Genomic DNA, 21,313 nt, shown 5'->3' on the forward strand with positions numbered 1-21,313 from the left:
GTTTGATTGGATAATGGAGAGTTTACTTATGTGGATGCCCTTGCTCGCCGTGTTGATCGGCTTTGCTTTATTGATGTGGAGTGCTGATAAATTTGTGGAAGGTGCTGCCGCCGCCGCCAAACATCTTGGTGTGTCTACCTTGTTGATTGGGATAGTGGTGGTGGGGTTTGGGACATCTGCCCCGGAAATGGTGGTGTCTGCGTTTGCGGCCTTGGATGGCAAGCCCGCTCTGGCACTGGGGAATGCTTACGGTTCCAACATTATTAATATTACGCTGATTTTGGGTTTGTCCGCTGTGTTTGCCACGATAGCGGTGCATTCCAGTATTGTGCGCAAGGAAATGCCGATTCTGTTGGGCGTCACCTTGCTGGCGGGCTGGCAGTTGTGGGATGGCGTTATCAGCCGCAACGATGCGTTGGTCTTGGTGCTGTTGCTGTTTGGCATCATGGGCTGGATGGTGTACGCCGCCAAGCGTGGCAAGCAGGATGCTTTGAGCAGCGAGGTCGAAGAGGAAATGGCCGAACACCCCTTAACACCGAAGGCGGCGACGCTGTGGTTGGTGGTGGGTTTGTTGCTGTTGATGGCCAGCTCAAAAATGTTGGTATGGGGTGCAGTGAGTATTGCTCAGGCTTTTGGTGTCAGTGAATTGATTATCGGCTTGACGATTGTGGCGTTTGGCACATCTCTGCCGGAGTTGGCGGCTTCTATCGCTGCTGCACGTAAAGGCGAGGCTGATTTGGCGCTGGGGAATGTGGTCGGTTCCAATTTATTCAATACCTTGGCAGTGGTCGGTATTGCGGGGTTGATCTCACCGATTCAGGTCGCGCCCGAAGTATTGGGGCGTGACTGGGGTGTGATGTTGGCGGTTACTCTGGGCTTGTTCATTATGGCGTATGGCTTCAGGAAACCGGGGCATTTGACCCATTGGGAAGGGGGCGTGTTACTGAGCGCTTACTTTGCTTATACGGGGTGGTTGTTGTACAGCGTAGTTGGCTAAATTTATAGCTTCATTTGCGTCTTATCCAGTGGGACCTGATCCGGTTGCCTCAGTACACCTGAAACAACTGCCGATGATGATTGGTATGGGCGCAAATCTGGCAATACTGCCGCACGGTATTGCCATCCGCCGGGTAGTGGAAATGGCTGCCACACGCCTTACAACGGGCCTGCTCCAAAGGAATTTCCAAGAGGATTTCCGCGCTGTCCATCCGCTCCATCTGCCTGACCGTGACTGCATCCCGCTCACAAACATCCACACAAATCCCACACCCGGTGCAACGTTCCGCCTGAATTTGGTAAGCCAGCGCCTGCCCGTCTTCGTGCTTCGCCAATTGCAGCGCCTGATGTGGGCAAAGCTGCACACAGGCATCACAGCCGTTGCAGTTTTCCACGCTAAATGTCGGTATGAGGGGGATTGGCGGCAATGCCACCGGTGCTGCCATGCTTTGCTCGGCGGAAAACGTGAGGGCTTTGCGTAAAAACTGACGGCGGTTGATAACAGGCGTGACTTTCACCGCCGGGGTATGCCCGACTAACGCCGACTCGGTACAAGCTGCGACACACAAGCCGCAGCCATCACAACGCGCCGTATCTATCTTCAGGCTGGCGTCATCCAACAGCCATGCTTCATGCGGGCAAGCATCCACGCAGCGAGTACAGCTTGCCACTTCGCAATGGCTGTGGACGCAGCGTTCGGCGATAACCTCCGGGATCGTCCATTCCCGCTTTAATTGTTGCAACCAACCCAGTGATAAACTCATGGCTTACCAGCTTGGCGCAACGCCGGGGTAAAACTTCACCGGCTGGGGCTGCGATACCGCGAGTTGTTGCGCCCGTAACTGTGCTTCGATTGCCTCATGGCTCAAGCGCGGCACACCGAGGGTTTCCGCCAGCACGTCACGGGTGTGCTCGACATACACCGCCGTTTCCTGCGCCAATTCGGCATAAAAGGCGGTGGCACAGCGTTGCGCCACCCGTTGCGCAAACGGTAGCAGCCAGCGCAACAGGTGTTCATCCAGAAAGCGGGCAGCTTCTGCCAACCGTTGCGGGTTATGCTCCGTAGTGGATTTTTCCAGCAGGAAAGCCACGAACAGCAATTGGTTCACCAGATGGTCATCCGCCATGACGCGCCAGTTGGGGACTGCCAAGCCGTGCCGCGCATACCATTCGCGCACCTCGAACATCGGTTGTTGACACACCAGTTCCTCATCGTCCAGCCACACCGATTCCTGCGGTGAACTGTGAAATTTGCCGTGGAGGTAAATATCAGCGAAATCACAGGCCAGTTCATCGAATTGCTGGTCGGAAAGAACCTGTTCCCGCGTCAATTCGGTGGCGTGCAAATCCGCCAGCAATCGCAAGTTATTGGCTATATCCAGCATTACTTGGGCTCCTTGGGGGCTGCATCCTTGGGTTCATCCACGCGCCCGTTGCTGTGGGCGATAAACACGATGGAAGGGTTGGTCAGTTCCGGGTTTGCCATGCTTTTGACTTGGCGTACCAGCTTATCTTTTTCGTGCGGCGCCATGGCTTTGGTGGGGTAAGTGGCGTCGCGCAGTTTGTCGATCGGGCCGATGTCCAGCACCCGCATCATGCACGCCATCACGCAATACGGCTTGCGCCCGGCATCAATCTCATCCACGCACATATTGCATTTGGAAACGATGTTCTGTTCGGGGATAAACTGCGGCGCACCATACGGGCAAGCCGCTTCACAACGGCGGCAGCCAATGCACAGGCTGGAATCAATGTCGACGATGCCATCTTGCTTGCGCTTGTAAATCGCCCCGGTCGGGCAAACCGGCAAGCACGCGGGTTCGGCGCAATGGTTGCACGACATATTGACTTTGTAGGCATACACCGCCGGGTAAGTACCGCCTTCCACGTACATCACGCGGCGGAAACGCGGCCCCGGTGCTAGGCCGTTTTTGTCCTTGCAGGCGATTTCACAGGCGCGGCAGCCGATACAATCGACATTGTTGTGGATGAAACCGAACTGCTGCTCAGGTACTACCGGGGTATAGACTTCTTTCTTGTGGCGCGTGATGGCCTCCTTGAGCGTAGCCTTGTCCTGTAATACCGGGTTTTTGGGTACTGGTTCGTTTGCCATAGGGAATTCTCCTCGGAATATTACAGGTCACGCCGGAACACATGGCTGCGGGCAGTTGCCAGCCTGTCCCAACCGGGTTTGTGGGCAAGGTCGGTTTTCTGGATGCTTGCCAGCACCGTGTTGTAGGCAAACGAACCAGCGGGGCTGGGTTCATCCAGCGTCAGCATGTCGGGGTTGCCGGAACGGTCGATGCCGTTTTCATCCAGATCCAGCCACGCCCCTTCGTAGATCACCAGCACACCGGGCATACAACGTTCGGTCACGTAGGCAGGTACGACCACCTTGCCCCGGTCGTTGAACACTTCCACGGTATCGCCGGTCTTGATGCCGAGTTTTTTTGCGTCGGAAGCATTGATGGTGACTTCCTGTTCATAGGTTTCACGCAACCAGCCGATATTGTTGAAAATCGAATGGGTACGGTGGCGCGGGTGCGGTGAAATCAAGTGGAAGGGGTGCTTGGCGGTTTTTTCTTTTTCACCCAAATATTCCCACGGCTCAATCCATTTGGGGATGGCGGGGATTTCATACCCGTAAGCGGTTTTGGTCCAGTCGTCGTATTGTGCCAATTGCCCCGAAAAGATTTCGATCTTGCCGGAGGCGGTAGGCCACGGTATGCCTTTTTCCACGTTATCCTGAAACGCAACGTGCGGGCGATCCAGCTTGAATTTGTAGATGCCGTATTTCTGGAATTCCTCCCATGACATATCGACGTGCTGGTGTGCCATCACCTTGTGTTCCCACCATTCTTGCAGGTAAGCGTTATCCACCGCGTCGTTGTACAGGAAGTAATCGCGGTTGGCTTTGGGGTTATAACGCCGCCCGAATTGGTCGCCACCCAGCCGGTAAGCCAATTCGGTGTAGATTTGCAAGTCAGTCTTGCTCTCGCCCATTGGCTCAATCACTTTGGGGCGGTGGATGTAGTAATGCCCCTTGTACCACGGCAGTGCCACGTCATGGCGTTCAAAGTGGGTCGCTATCGGGAACAATACATCCGCGTACAGGCCGGATGGGGTAATGGTGGAATCATTGCACACCACCAAGTCCAGCTTGTTGATCGCTTTGATTTCCTTGTTGATATTGGTGAGCTGGTTAAACCAGTCCGAGCCTTGCCAGAAAATGCCGCGAATATTGGGGATAACCCCATCGCCCGCCTTGCCACCCGGCCATAAGCCGATTTCCTCGCGCTTCACATTCGGGTAATTCAGCACGCAATGCGCCCAGCGGTCAGACTTGATGGATTCGTAAAACACATTGGCGAATTCGTCGTAAGGGTAGGCGACACCTTCTGCGTGCCATGCCTTGCCGATGCCTTCCGCACAACCGCCGAGTATGCCGATATTACCAGTCATGGATTGCAAGGCGGCTGCCATGCGGTTGTATTGCTCGCCATAAGCGTTACGCCCCGGTGCCCACGAGGCTTTGAGCGCGGCAGGCTTGGTAGTGGCGTACAGTTGTGCCAGTTTTTTGATGTCATCGGCGGAAACACCGCAAATCTCCGCTGCCCATTCCGGGCTTTTCGGGGTGTTATCGTATTTGCCGAGGATGTAATCCTTGAAGTTTTCCTTGTCCTTCGCCCAGTCCGGCATTGTGCCAGCATCCATGCCTTGCACAAATTTGTTGATGAAGTTCTGGTCTTGCAGGTTGCTGGTAAAAATGTGGTGCGCCATCCCCGCCATCATCGCCGCATCGGTATTGGGACGGATCGGAATCCACCACGCATCATAAGCGGCAGCAGAATCCGTGTATTGCGGGTCAACCAGCACAAACTTGCAGCCGTTCTGTTTCGCCATGCGCATGTAGTAGAAGGTATTGCCACCGTGGAAGGTATACGCCGGATTCCAACCCCACATAATGATCAGTTTGGAATGCGCAAACGTATCATCTTCGTTGCCGTCTTCAATCGTGCCGAAGGTGGTTTTTGAGCTGAACTTAGTGCCTTCGTAGGAGGGGACTGACCACGAACTGGTACGGCAGCCATACATACCGAGGAAGCGCCCCAGCAAACCCTCGATCTGGTCGGACTTGTGCAACACGCCGTAGGATGCGCCCGCGTAACTCTGGTCGAGCAGTGCCGTGGGGCCGTATTTGCTTTTCAGCTCTTCCATCTTGCCCGCAACATGATCGAGTGCGGCATCCCATGAAGCGCGTTTGAACTTGCCTTCGCCGCGCTTGCCGGTGCTGATCATCGGGTACAGCAGGCGTTCTTGCGAATACAGGCGTGAACGGTAGGAACGCCCGCGTAAACAGGCGCGAACCTGCGGCTCTTCAAAGGTATCCTTGCCGAATTCGCCGCCGCGCTGGTAACGCCCGTCGTCGCTGGACAGGCGCACGATCACGTCGCCTTTTTTGTGTGCTACCAGCATGTGGCGTGAGCCGCAGTTGTGGGCGCAACTGGTGACGACGGTGGTGAGGTCGTTGTCGCGGGGGTAAGGCTCATACGCAAAGGCTTGGGCTTCCTTGGGCTTCAGCGTTAGGCCACCCGCTGCGATGGCAGCAGAACCCATAGCCGTGGTTTTGAGGAAGCTGCGCCGATCCATTTTCAGGGCAGATTTCAACTTATCTTGCCAGTCTTGTCCGCTCATGGTTTGCTCCCTTCAATCAAAAAACGTAGGTCGGATTCGGTAGGACGGTCTTTCGCCCAGTCGGGGGGGGCGCTTGCTCCCGGCCACGGATGACGTGGGTAAGGGAAACTGGTGCGATACCATGCGCGTCCGCCGTGGCAGCCGTAGCAAGTATCCCCACCGTTAGTGGTTGCTTCCTGTTCAATCGCGGCGGCGTTGAGGAAATTGACTTTATGGCGGTTGGTGCGGATGGCTGCATGGCAGAGCAAACAGTTGTTCTGGAAGGCAGCGCCGCTTTCATGCCAAGGCCCCGGTAACCCCATGCTCTGGTAGGGGAATTGCCCGTGGCACATCAGGCAGGTATTCGGGTCAACCATTTTGCGCATGGTTAAATTGGTAGGGCTGTCTGCTGCCGTGCCGGACACTTCGTCGCGGGGGTTATTGCCCTGATGGCAGGTGGTGCAGCTCATATTGGCGACTTTCTTGATGAAAGGTGCGGTCAGGTGGCGTTGGTGGAAGGTCATTTGTTCGCCTTCGTAGGTATCCAGTGTTTGGTACCAAGCGAGGGTATTGGCTGTTTTCAAACCGGCAGGTGAGGCGTCGCGGACGTTGGTATCCAGCACTTCCTGATGGCATTTCAGGCAGTCAGCATCGCTGGCCTTGTCGATGGCAGGTTTGAAATGGATGGGGTCGTAGCGGGCACGATCATAATCGGCAATCGTTGCCGAAGGGATAGCAGCTTGTTGTGCTGGTGTGTCACTGCTTGCTGTTTCGGTTGTTACTGGTACTGATGTTGCCTGTGCTTCATTGGCTGGCGCGGCAGTAGCTACTACTTTTTCTGGGGGTACTATGGTGCTTGCGGCAGTTGCGCCTGAATCGGTCGGTAGTGCAAGCGATGCACTGTTGGTGTTGGTGGTGAGATAGGAGGTGAATGCCCAGACAATCACGCCAATGAGGGCTATTGCGCCAATCCACCATTTGTTCTTGCCTGAATTCATGAATGACTCCTTTGGCTGTTCCCTGTTGAAAAATCCCCCTCCCCCGTGCGAGGAGGGGGAGAGGTAACGAGGTATTACAGGTTTATTGTATTGGAGGTGTCCAGGTTTGCCCCTGCATCCCGGACATGCCGTTCATGCCACCCATGCCTTGCATCCCGGACATGCCGCCCATTCCTGACATACCGTTCATGCCGCCCATTCCTGACATACCGTTCATGCCGCCCATTCCTGACATACCGTTCATGCCGCCCATTCCTGACATGCCGTTCATCCCGGACATGCCGCCCATTCCTGACATGCCATCCATACCCTGCATCCCTGACATACCGTTCATGCCACCCATTCCTGACATACCGTTCATGCCACCCATTCCTGACATACCGTTCATGCCACCCATTCCTGACATACCGTTCATGCCACCCATTCCTGACATACCGTTCATGCCACCCATTCCTGACATACCGTTCATGCCACCCATTCCTGACATGCCGTTCATCCCAGACATGCCGTTCATCCCAGACATGCCGTTCATCCCAGACATGCCGCCCATTCCTGACATACCGTTCATGCCGCCCATTCCTGACATGCCGTTCATCCCAGACATGCCGTTCATCCCAGACATGCCACCCATCCCAGACATGCCGCCCATTCCTGACATGCCGCCCATTCCTGACATGCCGCCCATGCCTTGCATCCCAGACATACCACTCATGCCTGCTTGGGTAGGGATCCAAGCCCAAGCCCAGTAGCCTGTTTGTTGACCGCCCATGCCCTGCATCCCGGACATGCCGTTCATACCACCCATTCCTGACATGCCTTGCATCCCCGACATACCACTCATGCCATCCATGCCCTGCATCCCAGACATGCCGTTCATGCCGCCCATGCCCTGCATCCCCGACATGCCGTTCATACCGCCCATGCCTTGCATCCCGGACATGCCGTTCATACCGCCCATGCCTTGCATCCCGGACATGCCGCCCATTCCTGACATACCGTTCATCCCAGACATGCCATCCATGCCCTGCATCCCCGACATGCCTTGTTGTTGGTCGGCAAACGCTATAGGTGCAAGCAGGACTGCGCTAACCATGACTACCAGAGCCTTTTTAACTAATTGTTTCATGATGAAAATTCCTCCAAATGGATTTATAAGTTTGATACAAAAAACCTTACTCGCCGTTATGCCAGCCCCGAATGTCATAGGGGGACGTCATACCGGGATGAGTGAAGGGGGAAAACCAGTTGCCCTGATTTTCCAGAAAATGAAGAGACTGGGGATAAGGTTGCTCCACTCCATGCAACGCGGCGGAATACCACGCGGCATCCTTGTGGACTTCCGTGATGACAGGGGCAGTGGCGGGTCGTTCCGCCGGATTCGTACCTGCGATATAGGCAGGTTCTTCTGCCTGTGCAGTAGCAACCAGTAGTGTAAACAGGGTGGTTTGCATCAGGGGGTAGATGAAATAACACATTCGCATATTGGGTTGTCTCCTCTCGCTATCCTTGGCTCATAGGCTTTAAAGCAGGAACTGTGCCATACGTGGAAATTTTGATGTAAGATACTGGTATTGTTATTTTTATTATTTATTTTCAGTATTGTCGAGTGAGTATTTTAGCTGGATGATCATGACATAATGTCATTCACTGCGTGACATTATGTCATGGAGGTGGATTTGCCAGACATTTTGTCATGGAGTGGATTACACTTACAGGATTGCTACCAATGAACCTGTGGGTGTGTATGCCTGATTCAATGCAGATATTTTACCAACAACACTTGAGCCGCCGCTTTATTGCCTTCCTGTTTGGGGTGCTGGGGTTGGTGTCGGTGTGTTTCTTGATGATGTTTTATTATTTCTACAATGCCCAGATTACCGAAGAGCGCACTCAGGCTTCCCACGCGGTCAGCCTGCTGCTGGAATCTTCGTTGGAACGTGCCATGTTGCGCCGTGACCTGCCAGGGCTGCGGGACATCATCACCGATCTGGGCAAACAGGAAGGGGTTCGCGATGTCATGATCCTGAACCCGGCGGGGGAGGTGCGTTTTGCCTCCCGACCGGAACGGCAGGGGCAAGCGGCGGCGCAGGTGATCCAGCAATTTTGTCCGGGGTGTACGTCTGCCAGCCTGCCCATCGAGCCTGTGACCCGTTTTCTGGTCAGTGATAGCGGTGGGGAAATCCTGCGCACTTTCCACCCGGTCAGGAACAGGTCGCCATGCATGGAATGTCACGGCAGTGTGGCTTCCCACCCGGTCAACGGCATTCTGGTGGTCGATTACGACGCAGCCTCTATCCGTCAAAAGGGGTTGATGAATATTCTGGTACTGATTGGTGCAGGCAGTATTGCTGTTGTGTTCAGTGCGGGGGCGGCATGGTGGTTCATGCAGCGTTACGTTTTACAGCCGGTCAAGCGTTTGAATAGCGCCAGCCAAGCTTTGTCACAGGGGGAACTGGCGACCCGCGTGCCGGTCGCGGGGCGTGATGAAATGGCGAACCTCGCCAACACCTTCAACCACATGGCGGAACGCTTGCAACACAGCCATCGCGTGCTGCAAAGTCGCGAACAGTTTTTGCAGGGGCTGATTGATGCCGTACCCGATGGCGTGCGGGTGATCGACCCGTATTACCAGATTGTGGTTGCCAACCGTGCCTATGCAGAGCAAAGCGGCTTTACCTCGCCCGCCGAGCTGCGCCAGCAATATTGCTACAAGGTGGCACACCAGCGCGACACGCCGTGCCCGTCATCGCTGCACACCTGCCCCTTGCAAGTACTGGATGCCAGCCACTCCAGCCTGAAATTCATGGAAACCCTGCAACGGGCGGATGGTTCTCTGCTGTCTACCGAGGTGTATGCAGCCCGCCTGCCACTGGCACCTGATGACAGTGCAGACGCCGAATGTTTGGTGGTGGAATCGGTGCGCGATCTGGACAAGGCAGTGCAGTATTCGCATGAACAAAAACTCGCTTCACTGGGCGAATTAGCGGCAGGTGTTGCGCATGAAATCCACAACCCGCTGGCTTCGGTGCGTATTGCCTTACAGGCGAGCGGGCAGATACTGGATGATTCGCCGGAAGATGTGGCGGAACTGAAGGACTACCTGCATCTGGTCGATGAGCGGGTGGAGCAATGTCTGGATGTCACCCACCGCTTGATGAAACTCGGCACACTCGCCAGCGGTCACCCGGAATTGGTGGAAGTGAACACCGTTATCCGCGAAACCCTCTCCCTGCTGCGTTTTGAGCGTGAGCAGCGCGGTATCCACGAGCGGCTGGAATTGGCTTCCGGCAACCCGCGCATTCTTGCCGCCGACAATGATTTACGCATGATTATCCTGAATCTGGTGCAGAACGCTTTCCATGCCATGCCGGATGGGGGGGAACTGCTGGTGGGGAGCGGTTATCAGGGCGACAATATCGAAATCCGGGTGGAAGATACCGGAACCGGCATTGATGACGCGGTGTTGCCACATATTTTTGACCCTTTCTTCAGCCGTCGGCATGACCAGCGTGGTTCAGGGTTGGGTCTGACCATTACCCGCTCACTGGTCAACCAGCACGGCGGGCAGATTGGGGTAGCGGCACACGCTCCGGGCAAGACAGCTTTTGTCCTGTCTTTCCCGGATGCCGATGCGCTCAGTAAGGAGGTGGCATGATTCCCCTGATACTGGTGGTTGATGACGATGTGACCCTGAACCGGCTGATGGTGGGGCAATTGAACCGCATGGGCTACGCCGCTACCGGAGTGCATTCCTGGGCGGAAGGGCAAGTGTACCTGCAACAGCACGACCCGCATCTGGTGTTGCTGGACTGCCAGTTGCCGGATGCTCGTGGTAGCCAGATTCTGCCGCAACTGGTGACGGATTACCCGGTCGTCATCATTACCGCCTATGGCAGCGTGAAAGAAGCGGTCGGCGCGGTACGGGCAGGGGCGGCGGAATATTTGCTCAAACCCATCAATATGGATGAGCTGGAAATGGTGATCCGCAAGACGCTGGATACCCACAGCATGAGGAAAGAATTCCTCTACCTCAAGGAACAAGTACAAAAACGCAAATCTTTCATGGTCGGTCAAAGCCCCGCCTTGAAGGAAGTGGAAAACATGATTGGTGCGGTTGCCCCCAGCATGATGACCGTGTTGGTTCAGGGTGAAAGCGGCGTCGGCAAGGAGTTGGTAGCCCGCGAAATCCATGAGCGTAGCCAAGTAGCCAAGCATAGTTACGTGGCGCTGGACTGCTGCACCATGCAAGAAAACCTGTTCGAGTCCGAATTGTTCGGGCATGAAAAAGGCGCATTTACCGGCGCTGACCGCCAGAAAAAAGGGCTGATCGAAAGCGCCGAAGGTGGCTCGCTGTTTCTGGATGAAATCGGCGAAATTACCCCAGCGATTCAAGCCAAGCTGTTGCGGGTGCTGGAAACTGGGCGCTACCGGCGGCTGGGCGGAACCCGTGACCTGAGTGCCAATGTGCGGGTGGTCGCCGCTACCAACCGCGATTTGTTGGCAATGTCACAGGAAGGCACGTTCCGCGCTGACCTGTTTTACCGCCTGAATGCGTTCACCATCTACGTGCCACCCCTGCGTGAGCGCAAGGAAGACATTCAGGCGCTGGTTGATCATTTTATCAGCAACCACGACTTTTCACGCCGGGTCAACAAGCGCCTGGGTGACAAGTCGCTCGACAAGCTGCTGGCTTACCCATGGCCGGGCAATATCCGCGAACTGAAGAACATGGTGGAACGCGCCATTATACTTTCCGGCGATGCAGCACGGATTCAGCCGGAACACATTACCCTCAGCAGCTTTGGCAGTGAAGTTTCCCCGACAGCACTAGCAGCGAATGCCCGCAAGGGCGTACACCTGAGTTTTGAGCACACCCCCACACTGGACGATCTGGAAAAGCATTACCTGCACCTGTTGCTGGATAAGTATGACGGGCATCGGGGCAAAGTGGCGCGTGCCTTGGGTATCAGCGAGCGAAATGTATACCGCTTGTTGAAGAAGTACGATTACATGGATGCCTGACCCGGCAAATAGTATTAACATTTAATAATATACTGGAATTGCGTTAGAATACCGGCATGGCAAGAATTTTCATTTCCGCAACCCACAAATCCTCCGGCAAGACCACGGTTTCGATTGGCCTGTGTGCGGCTTTGCGTGCGCAAGGCTCGATCGTGCAGCCTTTCAAGAAAGGCCCGGATTACATCGACCCGCTGTGGCTCGGCGCTGCCAGTGGTCGCGCTTGCCACAACCTCGATTTCAACACCATGACGCCGGGTGAAATCATCCAGACCGTGCAGCGTTATTCCCTGAATACCGACATTGCTCTGATCGAAGCCAACAAGGGTTTGTACGATGGTATGGCGTTGGATGGTTCCGACAGCAATGCCGCCATCGCCAAACTGACCCGTTCCCCGGTGGTGCTGGTGGTGGATACACGCGGCATGACGCGCGGCATTGCCCCGCTGCTGCTCGGCTATCAAGCATTTGACCACGACATCAATATTGCTGGAATCATCTTCAATCGCGTCGGTGGCGCACGCCACGCAGCCAAGTTGCGCGAATCGGTGGAATACCATACCGACATCAACGTGTTAGGCGCGGTGCAAAACAACCCGGAGATGGAAATTGAAGAGCGCCATCTGGGGTTGATGCCCAGCAACGAGAGCGGTGAGGCGGAGGCGCAAATCGCGCGGATTCGCGATCTGGTGGCAGAGCAGGTGGATTTGGATTTATTGCGTGGGATTGCGGCAACGGCGGAAGAGGGCGTATGCAATACGCCCCTACCCTCTGATCGTAGGGGCGTATTGCATACGCCCTCTTCACATTCCCTCCTTCGTATCGGCATCTGCCAAGACCCCGCCTTCGGCTTCTACTACCCCGGCGACCTCGAAGCTTTGCAACAAGCTGGCGCGGAACTCGTCCCCGTCAATACCCTGACCGATACGGCACTGCCCGACATCGACGGCTTGTTCATCGGCGGCGGTTTCCCCGAAACCCACATGCAGCAACTGGCGGCGAATGTTGCCATGCGCGAATCCATCCGCACTGCCATCGACAACGGCCTGCCAACGTATGCAGAATGTGGCGGGCTGATGTACCTTTCCCGCAGCCTGGTCTGGAACGGGCAGCAGGCGGCAATGGTGGGCATTATTCCCGGCGATGCGGTGATGCACCCCAAGCCGCAGGGCAGGGGTTATGTGAAATTGCAGGAAACCGCTGATATGCCCTGGCCAGGTGGTAATATGACCCACACCATTAATGCCCACGAGTTTCATTATTCGCGGCTTGAAAATTTGACCGCGACGGGTAAATTCGCCTACCGTATGCAACGCGGAACCGGCATCGACGGTCAACACGATGGCTGGATTTACCGCCATTTATTGGCTTCTTACACGCACATGCGCGACACTTCCCAATTCCACTGGGCGCAGCGTTTTGTAGCATTTATTCGACAAACCACTAGGAAAACAACTGCATGATCACAGTCACCCCTGCTGCTGCTACTCAAGTTCTTACTGCTTCGGTAGAAGGTAATGCCATTGGCCTGCCGTTACGCATTGCTGTCCAGAAAAAGCCGGATGGCGGTTTCCATTACCTGATGGGTTTCGATGACCAAGCGCAGGCTGGCGACCAAACCATCGCATCCGAAGGTGTCAGTCTGGTGGTTGCAGCAGAATCCCAGCCCTTGGTTGATGGTATGACGCTGGATTATGTTGAAATTGACGGCAAATTAGAGTTCGTATTCATCAACCCTAACGACCCTAACTATCGCCCACCGCAGGTATAAGCCCATGCAAGAAACCGTCGTCAAGTTACCGATTCCCACCACGCTGAAGCAGCAAGCGGAGGTTGATGACGAGCTTGCGTCGGCTTCCCGCAACACTTACTGGGCGAGTCAAGAAGGCCGCCCGGTGATTGATCTGCCGTGGCAAGCACAAATCAGTTTGCTGATTCTGTTTTTTGTGTTCACGGTGATTGGAGCGGTGTATTTCTGGACAACCAGTAGCAGCAGTCAGGATAGTTGGGTTGCGCCCGTGATGACGGGGTTATGGGGCATATCAGGTGTGGGTGTGTTGCTGCTGTTGTACTGGCTCTGGCGGGAATTTTCGCGCTTTGGTACAGAGTTGTCACGCTGGGCGATTCGCTTACGCAAAGGCGATCTGAGTGCACGGATGCACATTTCAGGCAAAAGCTGCCCCTCCCGCAAGATACGCGAGCAAATCAACGCCATTACCGAGGATTACCACGCCCTGTCGCGGATGCAGCAAAAGCGCATGAGCCGTCAGGAAAAATACCTTGCTCAGAAAAAGCGCCACCTTAGCGTGCTGTACGAAGTGGCCAGTTGCGTCAACCGGGCGGATAGTCTGGAAAATCTATTCAAGCGTTTTTTAGACACGCTCAAGGATGTGATCAAGGCGGAAGCCGCGACGGTGCGTTTGCTGGATCGCGAGGGCAAGCTGCGGCTGGTTTCCAGTATCGGCCTGAATGCCGAAGCGGTGAAACTGGAGGAAACCTTGCCCTCCCCAAGCTGCTTGTGTGGACACGCGGCGCTTGACCGCGACATCAAGGTACGTAGCGATGTGGCAGAGTGTAACCTGATCATCGGCCAGCCCTTGTGTGCCGGGGCGCAAGATCTGGAGATGCTGGCGATTCCGTTGCAATACCGTGACAAGGTGCTGGGCGTTTACAACCTGTTCATTCGTAAAGGGCGTTACGACAAGCTGGAAGATGATGAACTGTTGCTGAGTATCGGGCAACACTTGGGCATGGCTATCGAGAAGTCCAATAGTGACGAGGACATGCGTACCCTGTCGATCATGGAAGAACGTACCCGCATGGCGCACGAATTGCACGATTCCCTCGCACAAACACTTGCCAGCTTGCGTTTCAAGGTGCGTTTGCTGGACGACTCCTTTAACCGGGGGCACGAAGCTGATATGTGGCACGAGTTGGAGGTGCTGGAAAATACCATCGACGAAGCCTACGCTGAGTTACGCAGCCTGATTACCGATTTCCGTGCGCCGATTGATGGCAAAGGCATCCTGCGGGCGGTCGAGCGCTTGACTGAACGTTTCCGCCAAGAGACGGGGATGGAAGTGTTTTTCTACCATAATTGGGCGTTGAAAGACTTGTCCCGTGAGGCGGAAGTGGAAGTGATCCGCATTGTACAGGAGGCGCTCACCAATATCCGTAAGCACAGCCAGGCTTCCACCGTGCGCTTGTTGCTGTTCAGCAATGAAGAGGGACGTTGCAGCATTCTGGTGGAAGATGATGGCGTTGGTCTGCCTGACCCGCTGCCTGAGCCAAACCCGACGACGGGTGAACACATTGGTTTACGCATTATGCAGGAACGTTCCGAGAAGATTGGCGGCGAGATACAGTTTGAAAGTGAACCGGGTGAGGGTACACTGATACAATTGAATTTCGACGCACCACCGACCAAGAAGCTGTCTGACCTCTTTGGAGCTCAGCCAGTTGCCTGATGATCACCCTATAATAAGCGACCCCACATGAACGAAAAAGTATTGCTGATTGACGACCACACCCTGTTCCGTGCAGGTCTGGAAGATTTGCTGACCCGGCGGGGTATCCGCGTCGTGGCTGCCGTCGGCAGTGGCGATGAAGGGTTGATTGCTGCCGCCAACCTTGCTCCCGACATCGTATTGCTGGATATGCGGATGCCGCAAATGGACGGTCTCAGCGTCCTACGCCAGTTGCGTAAAAACAGCCCCGATCTGCGCGTTGTCATGCTGACCACCAGCAGCAACGAAAACGATTTGGTGGAAGCCTTACGCAGTGGTGCACGCGGTTATTTGCTCAAAGACATTGAGCCGGATGATTTAGTGGTGGCCTTGCGCGAAATCGTTGCGGGCAAGACGGTGGTTGCGCCAGAACTTGCGCCGGTCTTGGCGAGGGTAGTGCAGGGTGGTGATGCACGTTCCAACGAAAACAAGATTCCCAACCCGTTTTCAGAGTTGACCCCGCGTGAATACGAGATCCTCACCCTGTTGGCGGAAGGCCAAAGTAATAAGGTGATTGCGCGTAACCTCGGTATTTCCGACGGCACGGTCAAGCTGCATGTGAAAGCCATTTTACGCAAACTGAACGTCAGTTCGCGGATTACAGCAGCGGTCATGGCGGTGGAACACGGTATCCGTGTAGAAGCGGCTAACGCCGATCACTGATTTAATCTTGCCATTTGATAGATGATTAGCATGTCTCAGAAAACATTTGCAGCGCTGGTCGCTGATGCCTTGCCCCATATCCGTGAATTGATGCCTTGGGATGTGGATGAAATGCGTGCCACCCACCCGGAAATGCTGGTCGTCGATATCCGTGAAGCGGATGAGTATAACGCCGGGCATATTCAGGATTCCTTGCATGTACCGCGAGGAATCTTGGAGGCATCGTGTGATTGGGGGTATTCCGACACTATCCCGACTTTGGTGCAAGCGCGTGACAAGCCCGTGGTGTTGGTGTGTCGTTCCGGGAATCGCACGGCTTTGGCGGCTTTGACCTTGAGCTTGATGGGGTATCAGCAAGTCTATTCCATGAAAACCGGGGTGCGCGGTTGGAATGATTACGAGTTACCGCTGTTTAACCCAGCCGGTGAGCCAGTCGACATTGATTGGGCGGAAGCAGAGCTGAGTCCGCCAGTACGCCCGGAGCAACTTGAACCCAAAACCTGAGTTCGGGTATGATAAAACATTTATGTGTTTTTTCTGCAACATTTAAATAAATTCAACGGTTTTTTTGTCTCTTTACTGATACACTAGTGGCGCTTTGTGTACAAATGTCCCTATTTAAGCAGAAAAAGTCAGGAGAACTAGCATGAATCGAACTAACCACACGGTACTCTGGTGTACGCTGATACTAGCGCTTGGCGTATTGTTATCCAGTTGTTCAAGCCTCTCCGATATCCCTGATACGGTATCCGGTCTGAACCCGTTCCAACAGCAGGAAGAAACCAAAACAACCCCGTCAGAAACCGCGCCTAGCTATCAGGAAAACCCTGATGCACCTCCTGCCGCTATCTGGGTGGAATCCAAACAACCTGCGCTGCGGCAGCAGCAGGCTGTTGAGGTTAACGTGGGGGATAACAAAAAATGCACGACATTCTGTGCCTTACCACTGCGTAAACCACCTGTCGCCAATTAACCCTTAATCTTCCACTCCCGTATTTACGAGCTGCACGACAGCATCGAACACCCTGCCTTATGCCGTGCCCATTCCGGGCGTTTTTCGGCAAAAACTGCCTTTACAGGCTGCTCATCATAAGGGCGGCGTAACACTTCTAACAATTCCTGCAACATCCCATTATCGCCATGGGCGGCTTGGTCTATCGCTTGCTGGGCGAGGTAATTACGCAGCACAAAACGTGGATTAACCGCATTCATGCGGGCGCGGCGCTCGGCTGCTGGCAGCTCATCCTGTTGTAAACGCTGGCAATATTGCACCAACCAGCTTTCCCATGCCTGTTGGTGTTCTTGCCGCCAGTCATCACGGTAAAACGCGGGGTGCAGCGGTTCCAGCGAGGGGTTTTGCAGGTCAATCTCGGCGAGGTTGCGGAAGAATAGCGTCATGTCCACTTCTGCCTTGTGTAGCAATTCAAACGCACCGTTGATCCACGGCGCATCTTCATCCGACAACTCACGTATGCCGAATTTGGCGGCAAGCATTTCCCCAAAGGTTGCGCTGTAAGTGTCGGCGTAAAGCTGTGAACCGGCTTCCAACACGCTGGCATCGCTGATCACCGGCTTCAAGGCATCACGCAGGCGGGCAAGGTTCCAATGACCAATGTAGGGTTGTTGCCCGTAGCAGTAGCGTTTGCCTTGGGCATCGGTGGTGTTGGGTGTCCACATCGGGTCGTAATCTTCCAGCCAGCCGTAAGGGCCATAGTCGATGGTCAGGCCGAGGATCGACATATTGTCAGTGTTCATCACACCATGCACGAAGCCGACCCGCATCCAGTGCGCAATCATTACCGCTGTGCGGCGGCAGATTTCGAGGAACCATTGCCCGCGTTTGGCTTGGGTATCGCCTTGCAGTTCGGGGTAATCGCGGTCGATGGTGAAATCCACTAGTTGTTCCAGCAAGCCGATGTCACCGCGTGAAGCAGGTAGTTCAAAGTTGCCGAAACGGATGAACGACGGGGCAACACGGCAGACGATAGCGCCCGGTTCAATGGCTGCATGGCCGTCGTAGAACATGTCACGCAGCACGCCATCGCCGGTTGCTACCAGACTCAGGGCGCGGGTGGTGGGAATGCCGAGGTGGTGCATGGCTTCACTGCACAGGAATTCGCGTACCGAGGAACGCAGCACGGCACGCCCGTCCGCGCGGCGCGAATAGGGCGTGGGGCCTGCGCCTTTGAGTTGCAGTTCCCAGCGTTCGCCGTTGGCATTGACAGTTTCGCCGAGGCTCATGGCACGCCCGTCACCCAATTGGCCTGCCCAGCCGCCGAACTGGTGTCCGCCGTAGCAGGCTGCGTAGGGTTGCATTCCCTCCAGCAGTTGGTTGCCACCGAAGACTTGCGCAAAATCGGGGTGCTTAATGTCGGCCTCTATCCAGCCGAGCAGGGTGGCGACTTCCGGCGAATGTATCAGCAGGTGCGGGTCGGCGACTGGCGTAGGTTGCACCTCTGACCAAAGCGCATTGTGGACTTGGCGGGGGAGTTTGAAACCGTCGGTATCACCGGGCAGTTCACGCACGAAACGGTTGTCGAAATTCAAGGGATGCATGGGAAATCCTGTTGGTGTCAGGCTTCCAAGCAGAACAGATGGGGGCGGGTGTGTCGAGAAGCCGTAATGGGTGGGGTGGATTGTGTTTGCGCCATAAAAAAGGGAGCACTGCTGTGCTCCCTTAACGCCATCATTGGCAATGTTATTGTCGGCGAGGAGGATACTTATTATTTCAGTTCGTCAGCCGCCAGTGGTTTGAGTTCAGCCGCTGCACTGGCGACGGTTTTACGCAGGTCTTCCGGCATGGGGATCAGACCTTTGTCTGCCAGATAGCCATCATCGCCCCAAGCTGCATCGCTGGTGAATTCAGCGAGGAATTCTTTGATATTTTTCACTTGTTCAGCATGTGAGTTTTTCACATACATGAACAAGGGGCGGGAAACCGGGTAGCTGCCATCAGAAATGCTCTCAAAGGTAGGCGCTACGCCGTCGACTTTGGAGCCTTTCACTTTGTCTTCGTTTTGTTCGAGGAAGCTGTAACCGAAGATACCTAGGGCGTTAGGGTTGGCATCCAGTTTTTGCACGATCAGGTTGTCGTTTTCGCCCGCTTCGATGTAAGCGCCGTCTTCACGAACGGTGGTGCAAGCGGCTTTATGGTCTTTGGGTTTATCCTTGAGGGCGTCCAAAGGTGCAATGCCTTTACAGCCGCCTTCCATGACCATTTCGGAGAAAGCGTCGCGTGTGCCGGAGGTGGGTGGCGGGCCCAGTACTTCGATTTTCGCATCTGGCAGGGCAGCGTTGACTTCTTTCCAGGTTTTGTAAGGGTTGGCAACCAGTTCGCCTTTGTCGTTTGGAACGTTTTTCGCCAGAGCCATGAACAGGTCTTTCATGCTCAGGTCATACTCAGCCGCTGCTTTGGCATTCGCAATGGCGATACCATCGAAGCCGACTTGCACTTCAGTGACTTTATCAACGCCATTCTTGATGCAATCATCCAGTTCGCTTTGTTTCATGCGTCGTGAAGCGTTGGTGATGTCGGGGGTGTCGATGCCCGCGCCAGAACAGAACAGTTTGAAGCCGCCGCCTGTGCCAGTTGATTCAACTTTAGGCGCAGAACTGCCGGTTTTCTTGGCAAACTGCTCAGCAACCGTGGTGGAGAAAGGATAAACGGTGGAAGAACCCACGATTTCGATATTGTCACGGGCTTGTGCAGCGGTAGCAGACAGTGCCAGAGCAGCAGCAATCGTAAGAGCAAGTTTCTTCATTTGAATGTCTCCAAAGTTTAAGTCAATATTGGGGTCAATCCGTAGAAAGACTGAACTGCTGCGTACTCTAAGCGTTTAATATGACAGCTTTGTGACAAGCTTAAAAAAAGGAAAATTAGGATGAAGCTATTGCGGCGGTCAGTGCGCCTGACCCGGTTGGTATTGCATGTTTTGAACGGGCTGGTGCTCACCCTGTTGGTGGCGGGTGTGTGGCGGATGTCGGCGGATGCGCCATTCTATCAGCGACTGGTGAGTGGGTGGTTGCGTAAAACCGGGCAAATCTTGGGGGTGCGGGTGAGGGTCATCGGCGAACCTGTCGGGCAGGCGGCGCTCATGGTGTCCAATCACATTTCATGGCTGGATATTGCGCTGTTGGGTGGAGCGGCTAACGTGCGTTTTCTTTCCAAGCAGGAAGTACGCCATTGGCCAATCATTGGCTGGTTGGCGGAAAAGTCGGGTACTTTATTTATTACGCGCGGGAAAGCAGGCGCGGCGGCGGCGGCATCAGCCACCATTTTGCAAGCCTTGCAGGCGGGGAGGGTCGTGTTATTGTTCCCGGAAGGCACGACGACGACGGGTAATGATGTACGCACGTTCCATGCCCGCTTACTCGCGTCAGCCTTTGAGGCGAATGTGCCGGTGCAGCCGGTGGCGTTGCGGTATCCCGGCGCTGATGGTTTGACGCACCCGCTGGTTCCGTATGTTGAGCAGCAATCGCTGTGGGATAACCTGAAAAGTTTGCTGGATGAAGCAGAAATTCAGGCCGAAATCCACTTCTTGCCATTGCTGCAAACGACTGGGGTCGACCGTAAAACCTTGGCGGCAGCGTGTGAACAGCAAGTCCGGGCGTTGGTAAAACGGCCTGCATGACTGGATTTTTGTGCGTTGCAACCGTAAGCTCTGGAAATTGTTTTGACAGGAGCGCGACATGGCACAGTGGGTACGTTTTACAGCCGAGGGTGAAACCCGTTTTGGTACATTGGTACACGGCATCATTACCGAATATACCGGGGATATGTTTGCTGGCAGTACCCTGAGTGGGCGCGAATTTGCGCTGGCGGCTGTCAAGCTGTTGCGCCCGTGCGAGCCTTCCAAGCTGATTGGCTTGTGGAATAATTTTCAGGAAAGGGCGGTGGTGGAAAACCTGCATAAGCCCGAACACCCGCTGTATTTCCTCAAGGCCGCCAACAGTTTTGCTGCTGATGGCGAGCTGATTCCACGCCCGGTAGGTTACAGTGGCATGGTGGTTTTCGAGGGTGAATTGGGGATTGTGATCGGCAAACGTTGCAAGGGTATTGCGCTGGAACAGGCTTCCGAACATATTTTTGGTTATACCTGCGTGAACGATGTGACCGCGCGTGAGTTGCTGAAACTTGACCCGGCTTTTGTGCATTGGACGCGTGCCAAGAGTTTTGATCAGTTTGGAGTGTTTGGCCCTAGCATCGCTACCGGGCTTGATCCGGCAACGTTACGCGTGCGGGTGGAGTTGAATGGTGTGGAAAAACAGAATTACCCAGTTGCCGATATGTTCTTTTCCCCCGATGAGATCGTTAGCCGCATTTCACATGACATGACGTTGGAAGCGGGCGATGTGATTGCTTGTGGTACATCCGTCGGTGTGTGTGGCATGGCTGATGGTGATACGGTGGTGGTCAGCATCGCCGGAGTAGGCGAGCTGACCAACCGTTTCGGGTAG

At 54.9% G+C, this 21,313-nt stretch carries 20 protein-coding genes; 11 read left to right on the plus strand and 9 right to left on the minus strand.

The genetic code is table 11. The features are described 5' to 3' along the window. Window positions 1-28 precede the first annotated feature (28 nt). Complete coding sequence (locus J9253_RS04455; protein ID WP_210223478.1) at window positions 29-997, plus strand: calcium/sodium antiporter; 969 nt, start codon at window positions 29-31, stop codon at window positions 995-997. Between the two features lie 49 nt (window positions 998-1,046). Here J9253_RS04455 and J9253_RS04460 read toward each other — a convergent pair whose 3' ends face one another. The 7 genes from J9253_RS04460 to J9253_RS04490 all read right to left on the minus strand — a co-directional run bounded on the left by J9253_RS04460 (window position 1,047) and on the right by J9253_RS04490 (window position 8,149). Continuing rightward, window positions 1,047-1,760: a 4Fe-4S dicluster domain-containing protein gene (locus tag J9253_RS04460; protein ID WP_210223479.1), complete on the minus strand. Its 714-nt coding sequence runs from the start codon at window positions 1,758-1,760 to the stop codon at window positions 1,047-1,049. A gap of 3 nt (window positions 1,761-1,763) precedes the next feature. Then, window positions 1,764-2,381: a TorD/DmsD family molecular chaperone gene (locus J9253_RS04465; RefSeq protein WP_210223480.1), complete on the minus strand. Its 618-nt coding sequence runs from the start codon at window positions 2,379-2,381 to the stop codon at window positions 1,764-1,766. After that, complete coding sequence (locus tag J9253_RS04470) at window positions 2,381-3,109, minus strand: 4Fe-4S dicluster domain-containing protein (RefSeq protein WP_210223481.1); 729 nt, start codon at window positions 3,107-3,109, stop codon at window positions 2,381-2,383. The genes J9253_RS04465 and J9253_RS04470 overlap by 1 nt, the downstream gene beginning before the upstream one ends. A gap of 20 nt (window positions 3,110-3,129) precedes the next feature. Next, a complete protein-coding gene (locus tag J9253_RS04475; RefSeq protein ID WP_210223482.1) occupies window positions 3,130-5,691 on the minus strand; it encodes a molybdopterin-dependent oxidoreductase in 2,562 nt (853 codons plus the stop codon). After that, window positions 5,688-6,668: a hypothetical protein gene (locus J9253_RS04480; protein ID WP_210223483.1), complete on the minus strand. Its 981-nt coding sequence runs from the start codon at window positions 6,666-6,668 to the stop codon at window positions 5,688-5,690. Before J9253_RS04480 ends, J9253_RS04475 begins: the two co-directional genes overlap by 4 nt. 82 nt (window positions 6,669-6,750) lie before the next feature. Further along, window positions 6,751-7,794 carry a hypothetical protein gene (locus J9253_RS04485; protein WP_210223484.1) on the minus strand — a complete coding sequence of 348 codons (1,044 nt, stop codon included), beginning with the start codon at window positions 7,792-7,794 and terminating at the stop codon, window positions 6,751-6,753. Window positions 7,795-7,840: 46 nt separating this feature from the next. After that, window positions 7,841-8,149 (minus strand): hypothetical protein, encoded by a 309-nt coding sequence (locus tag J9253_RS04490; protein ID WP_210223485.1) that lies wholly within the window; start codon window positions 8,147-8,149, stop codon window positions 7,841-7,843. Between the two features lie 263 nt (window positions 8,150-8,412). Here J9253_RS04490 and J9253_RS04495 point away from each other — a divergent pair, with 263 nt between their 5' ends. The 8 genes from J9253_RS04495 to J9253_RS04530 all read left to right on the plus strand — a co-directional run bounded on the left by J9253_RS04495 (window position 8,413) and on the right by J9253_RS04530 (window position 16,829). Continuing rightward, window positions 8,413-10,323 (plus strand): sensor histidine kinase, encoded by a 1,911-nt coding sequence (locus tag J9253_RS04495; RefSeq protein WP_228291504.1) that lies wholly within the window; start codon window positions 8,413-8,415, stop codon window positions 10,321-10,323. Next, window positions 10,320-11,690, plus strand: coding sequence for a sigma-54-dependent transcriptional regulator (locus J9253_RS04500; RefSeq protein ID WP_210223486.1), 1,371 nt, complete (start codon window positions 10,320-10,322; stop codon window positions 11,688-11,690). Before J9253_RS04495 ends, J9253_RS04500 begins: the two co-directional genes overlap by 4 nt. Window positions 11,691-11,746: 56 nt before the next feature. Continuing rightward, window positions 11,747-13,150: a cobyrinate a,c-diamide synthase gene (locus tag J9253_RS04505; RefSeq protein ID WP_210223487.1), complete on the plus strand. Its 1,404-nt coding sequence runs from the start codon at window positions 11,747-11,749 to the stop codon at window positions 13,148-13,150. After that, window positions 13,147-13,458, plus strand: coding sequence for a HesB/IscA family protein (locus J9253_RS04510; protein WP_210223488.1), 312 nt, complete (start codon window positions 13,147-13,149; stop codon window positions 13,456-13,458). The genes J9253_RS04505 and J9253_RS04510 overlap by 4 nt, the downstream gene beginning before the upstream one ends. 4 nt (window positions 13,459-13,462) lie before the next feature. Further along, complete coding sequence (locus J9253_RS04515) at window positions 13,463-15,154, plus strand: ATP-binding protein (RefSeq protein ID WP_210223489.1); 1,692 nt, start codon at window positions 13,463-13,465, stop codon at window positions 15,152-15,154. Window positions 15,155-15,181: 27 nt separating this feature from the next. Further along, window positions 15,182-15,856, plus strand: coding sequence for a response regulator (locus J9253_RS04520; RefSeq protein ID WP_028487968.1), 675 nt, complete (start codon window positions 15,182-15,184; stop codon window positions 15,854-15,856). Window positions 15,857-15,886: 30 nt separating this feature from the next. Next, complete coding sequence (locus J9253_RS04525) at window positions 15,887-16,360, plus strand: rhodanese-like domain-containing protein (protein ID WP_210223490.1); 474 nt, start codon at window positions 15,887-15,889, stop codon at window positions 16,358-16,360. A gap of 142 nt (window positions 16,361-16,502) precedes the next feature. Beyond that, the gene (locus tag J9253_RS04530) at window positions 16,503-16,829 is read left to right on the plus strand and encodes a hypothetical protein (protein WP_210223491.1); all 327 of its coding nucleotides are present in this window, start codon (window positions 16,503-16,505) and stop codon (window positions 16,827-16,829) included. 23 nt (window positions 16,830-16,852) lie between these two features. Here J9253_RS04530 and J9253_RS04535 read toward each other — a convergent pair whose 3' ends face one another. Both J9253_RS04535 and J9253_RS04540 read right to left on the minus strand, forming a co-directional pair. Continuing rightward, the gene (locus tag J9253_RS04535; protein WP_210223492.1) at window positions 16,853-18,412 is read right to left on the minus strand and encodes a protein adenylyltransferase SelO; all 1,560 of its coding nucleotides are present in this window, start codon (window positions 18,410-18,412) and stop codon (window positions 16,853-16,855) included. Between the two features lie 167 nt (window positions 18,413-18,579). Then, window positions 18,580-19,617 carry a substrate-binding domain-containing protein gene (locus tag J9253_RS04540; protein ID WP_210223493.1) on the minus strand — a complete coding sequence of 346 codons (1,038 nt, stop codon included), beginning with the start codon at window positions 19,615-19,617 and terminating at the stop codon, window positions 18,580-18,582. A gap of 120 nt (window positions 19,618-19,737) precedes the next feature. On the opposite strand from J9253_RS04540, the gene J9253_RS04545 reads away from it, so the two are divergent. Together J9253_RS04545 and J9253_RS04550 are read left to right on the plus strand one after the other, a co-directional pair. Beyond that, complete coding sequence (locus J9253_RS04545) at window positions 19,738-20,487, plus strand: lysophospholipid acyltransferase family protein (RefSeq protein WP_210223494.1); 750 nt, start codon at window positions 19,738-19,740, stop codon at window positions 20,485-20,487. 58 nt (window positions 20,488-20,545) lie between these two features. Then, complete coding sequence (locus J9253_RS04550; RefSeq protein WP_210223495.1) at window positions 20,546-21,313, plus strand: fumarylacetoacetate hydrolase family protein; 768 nt, start codon at window positions 20,546-20,548, stop codon at window positions 21,311-21,313.

It is taken from the genome of Thiothrix litoralis, from assembly GCF_017901135.1.
Classification (GTDB): domain Bacteria; phylum Pseudomonadota; class Gammaproteobacteria; order Thiotrichales; family Thiotrichaceae; genus Thiothrix; species Thiothrix litoralis.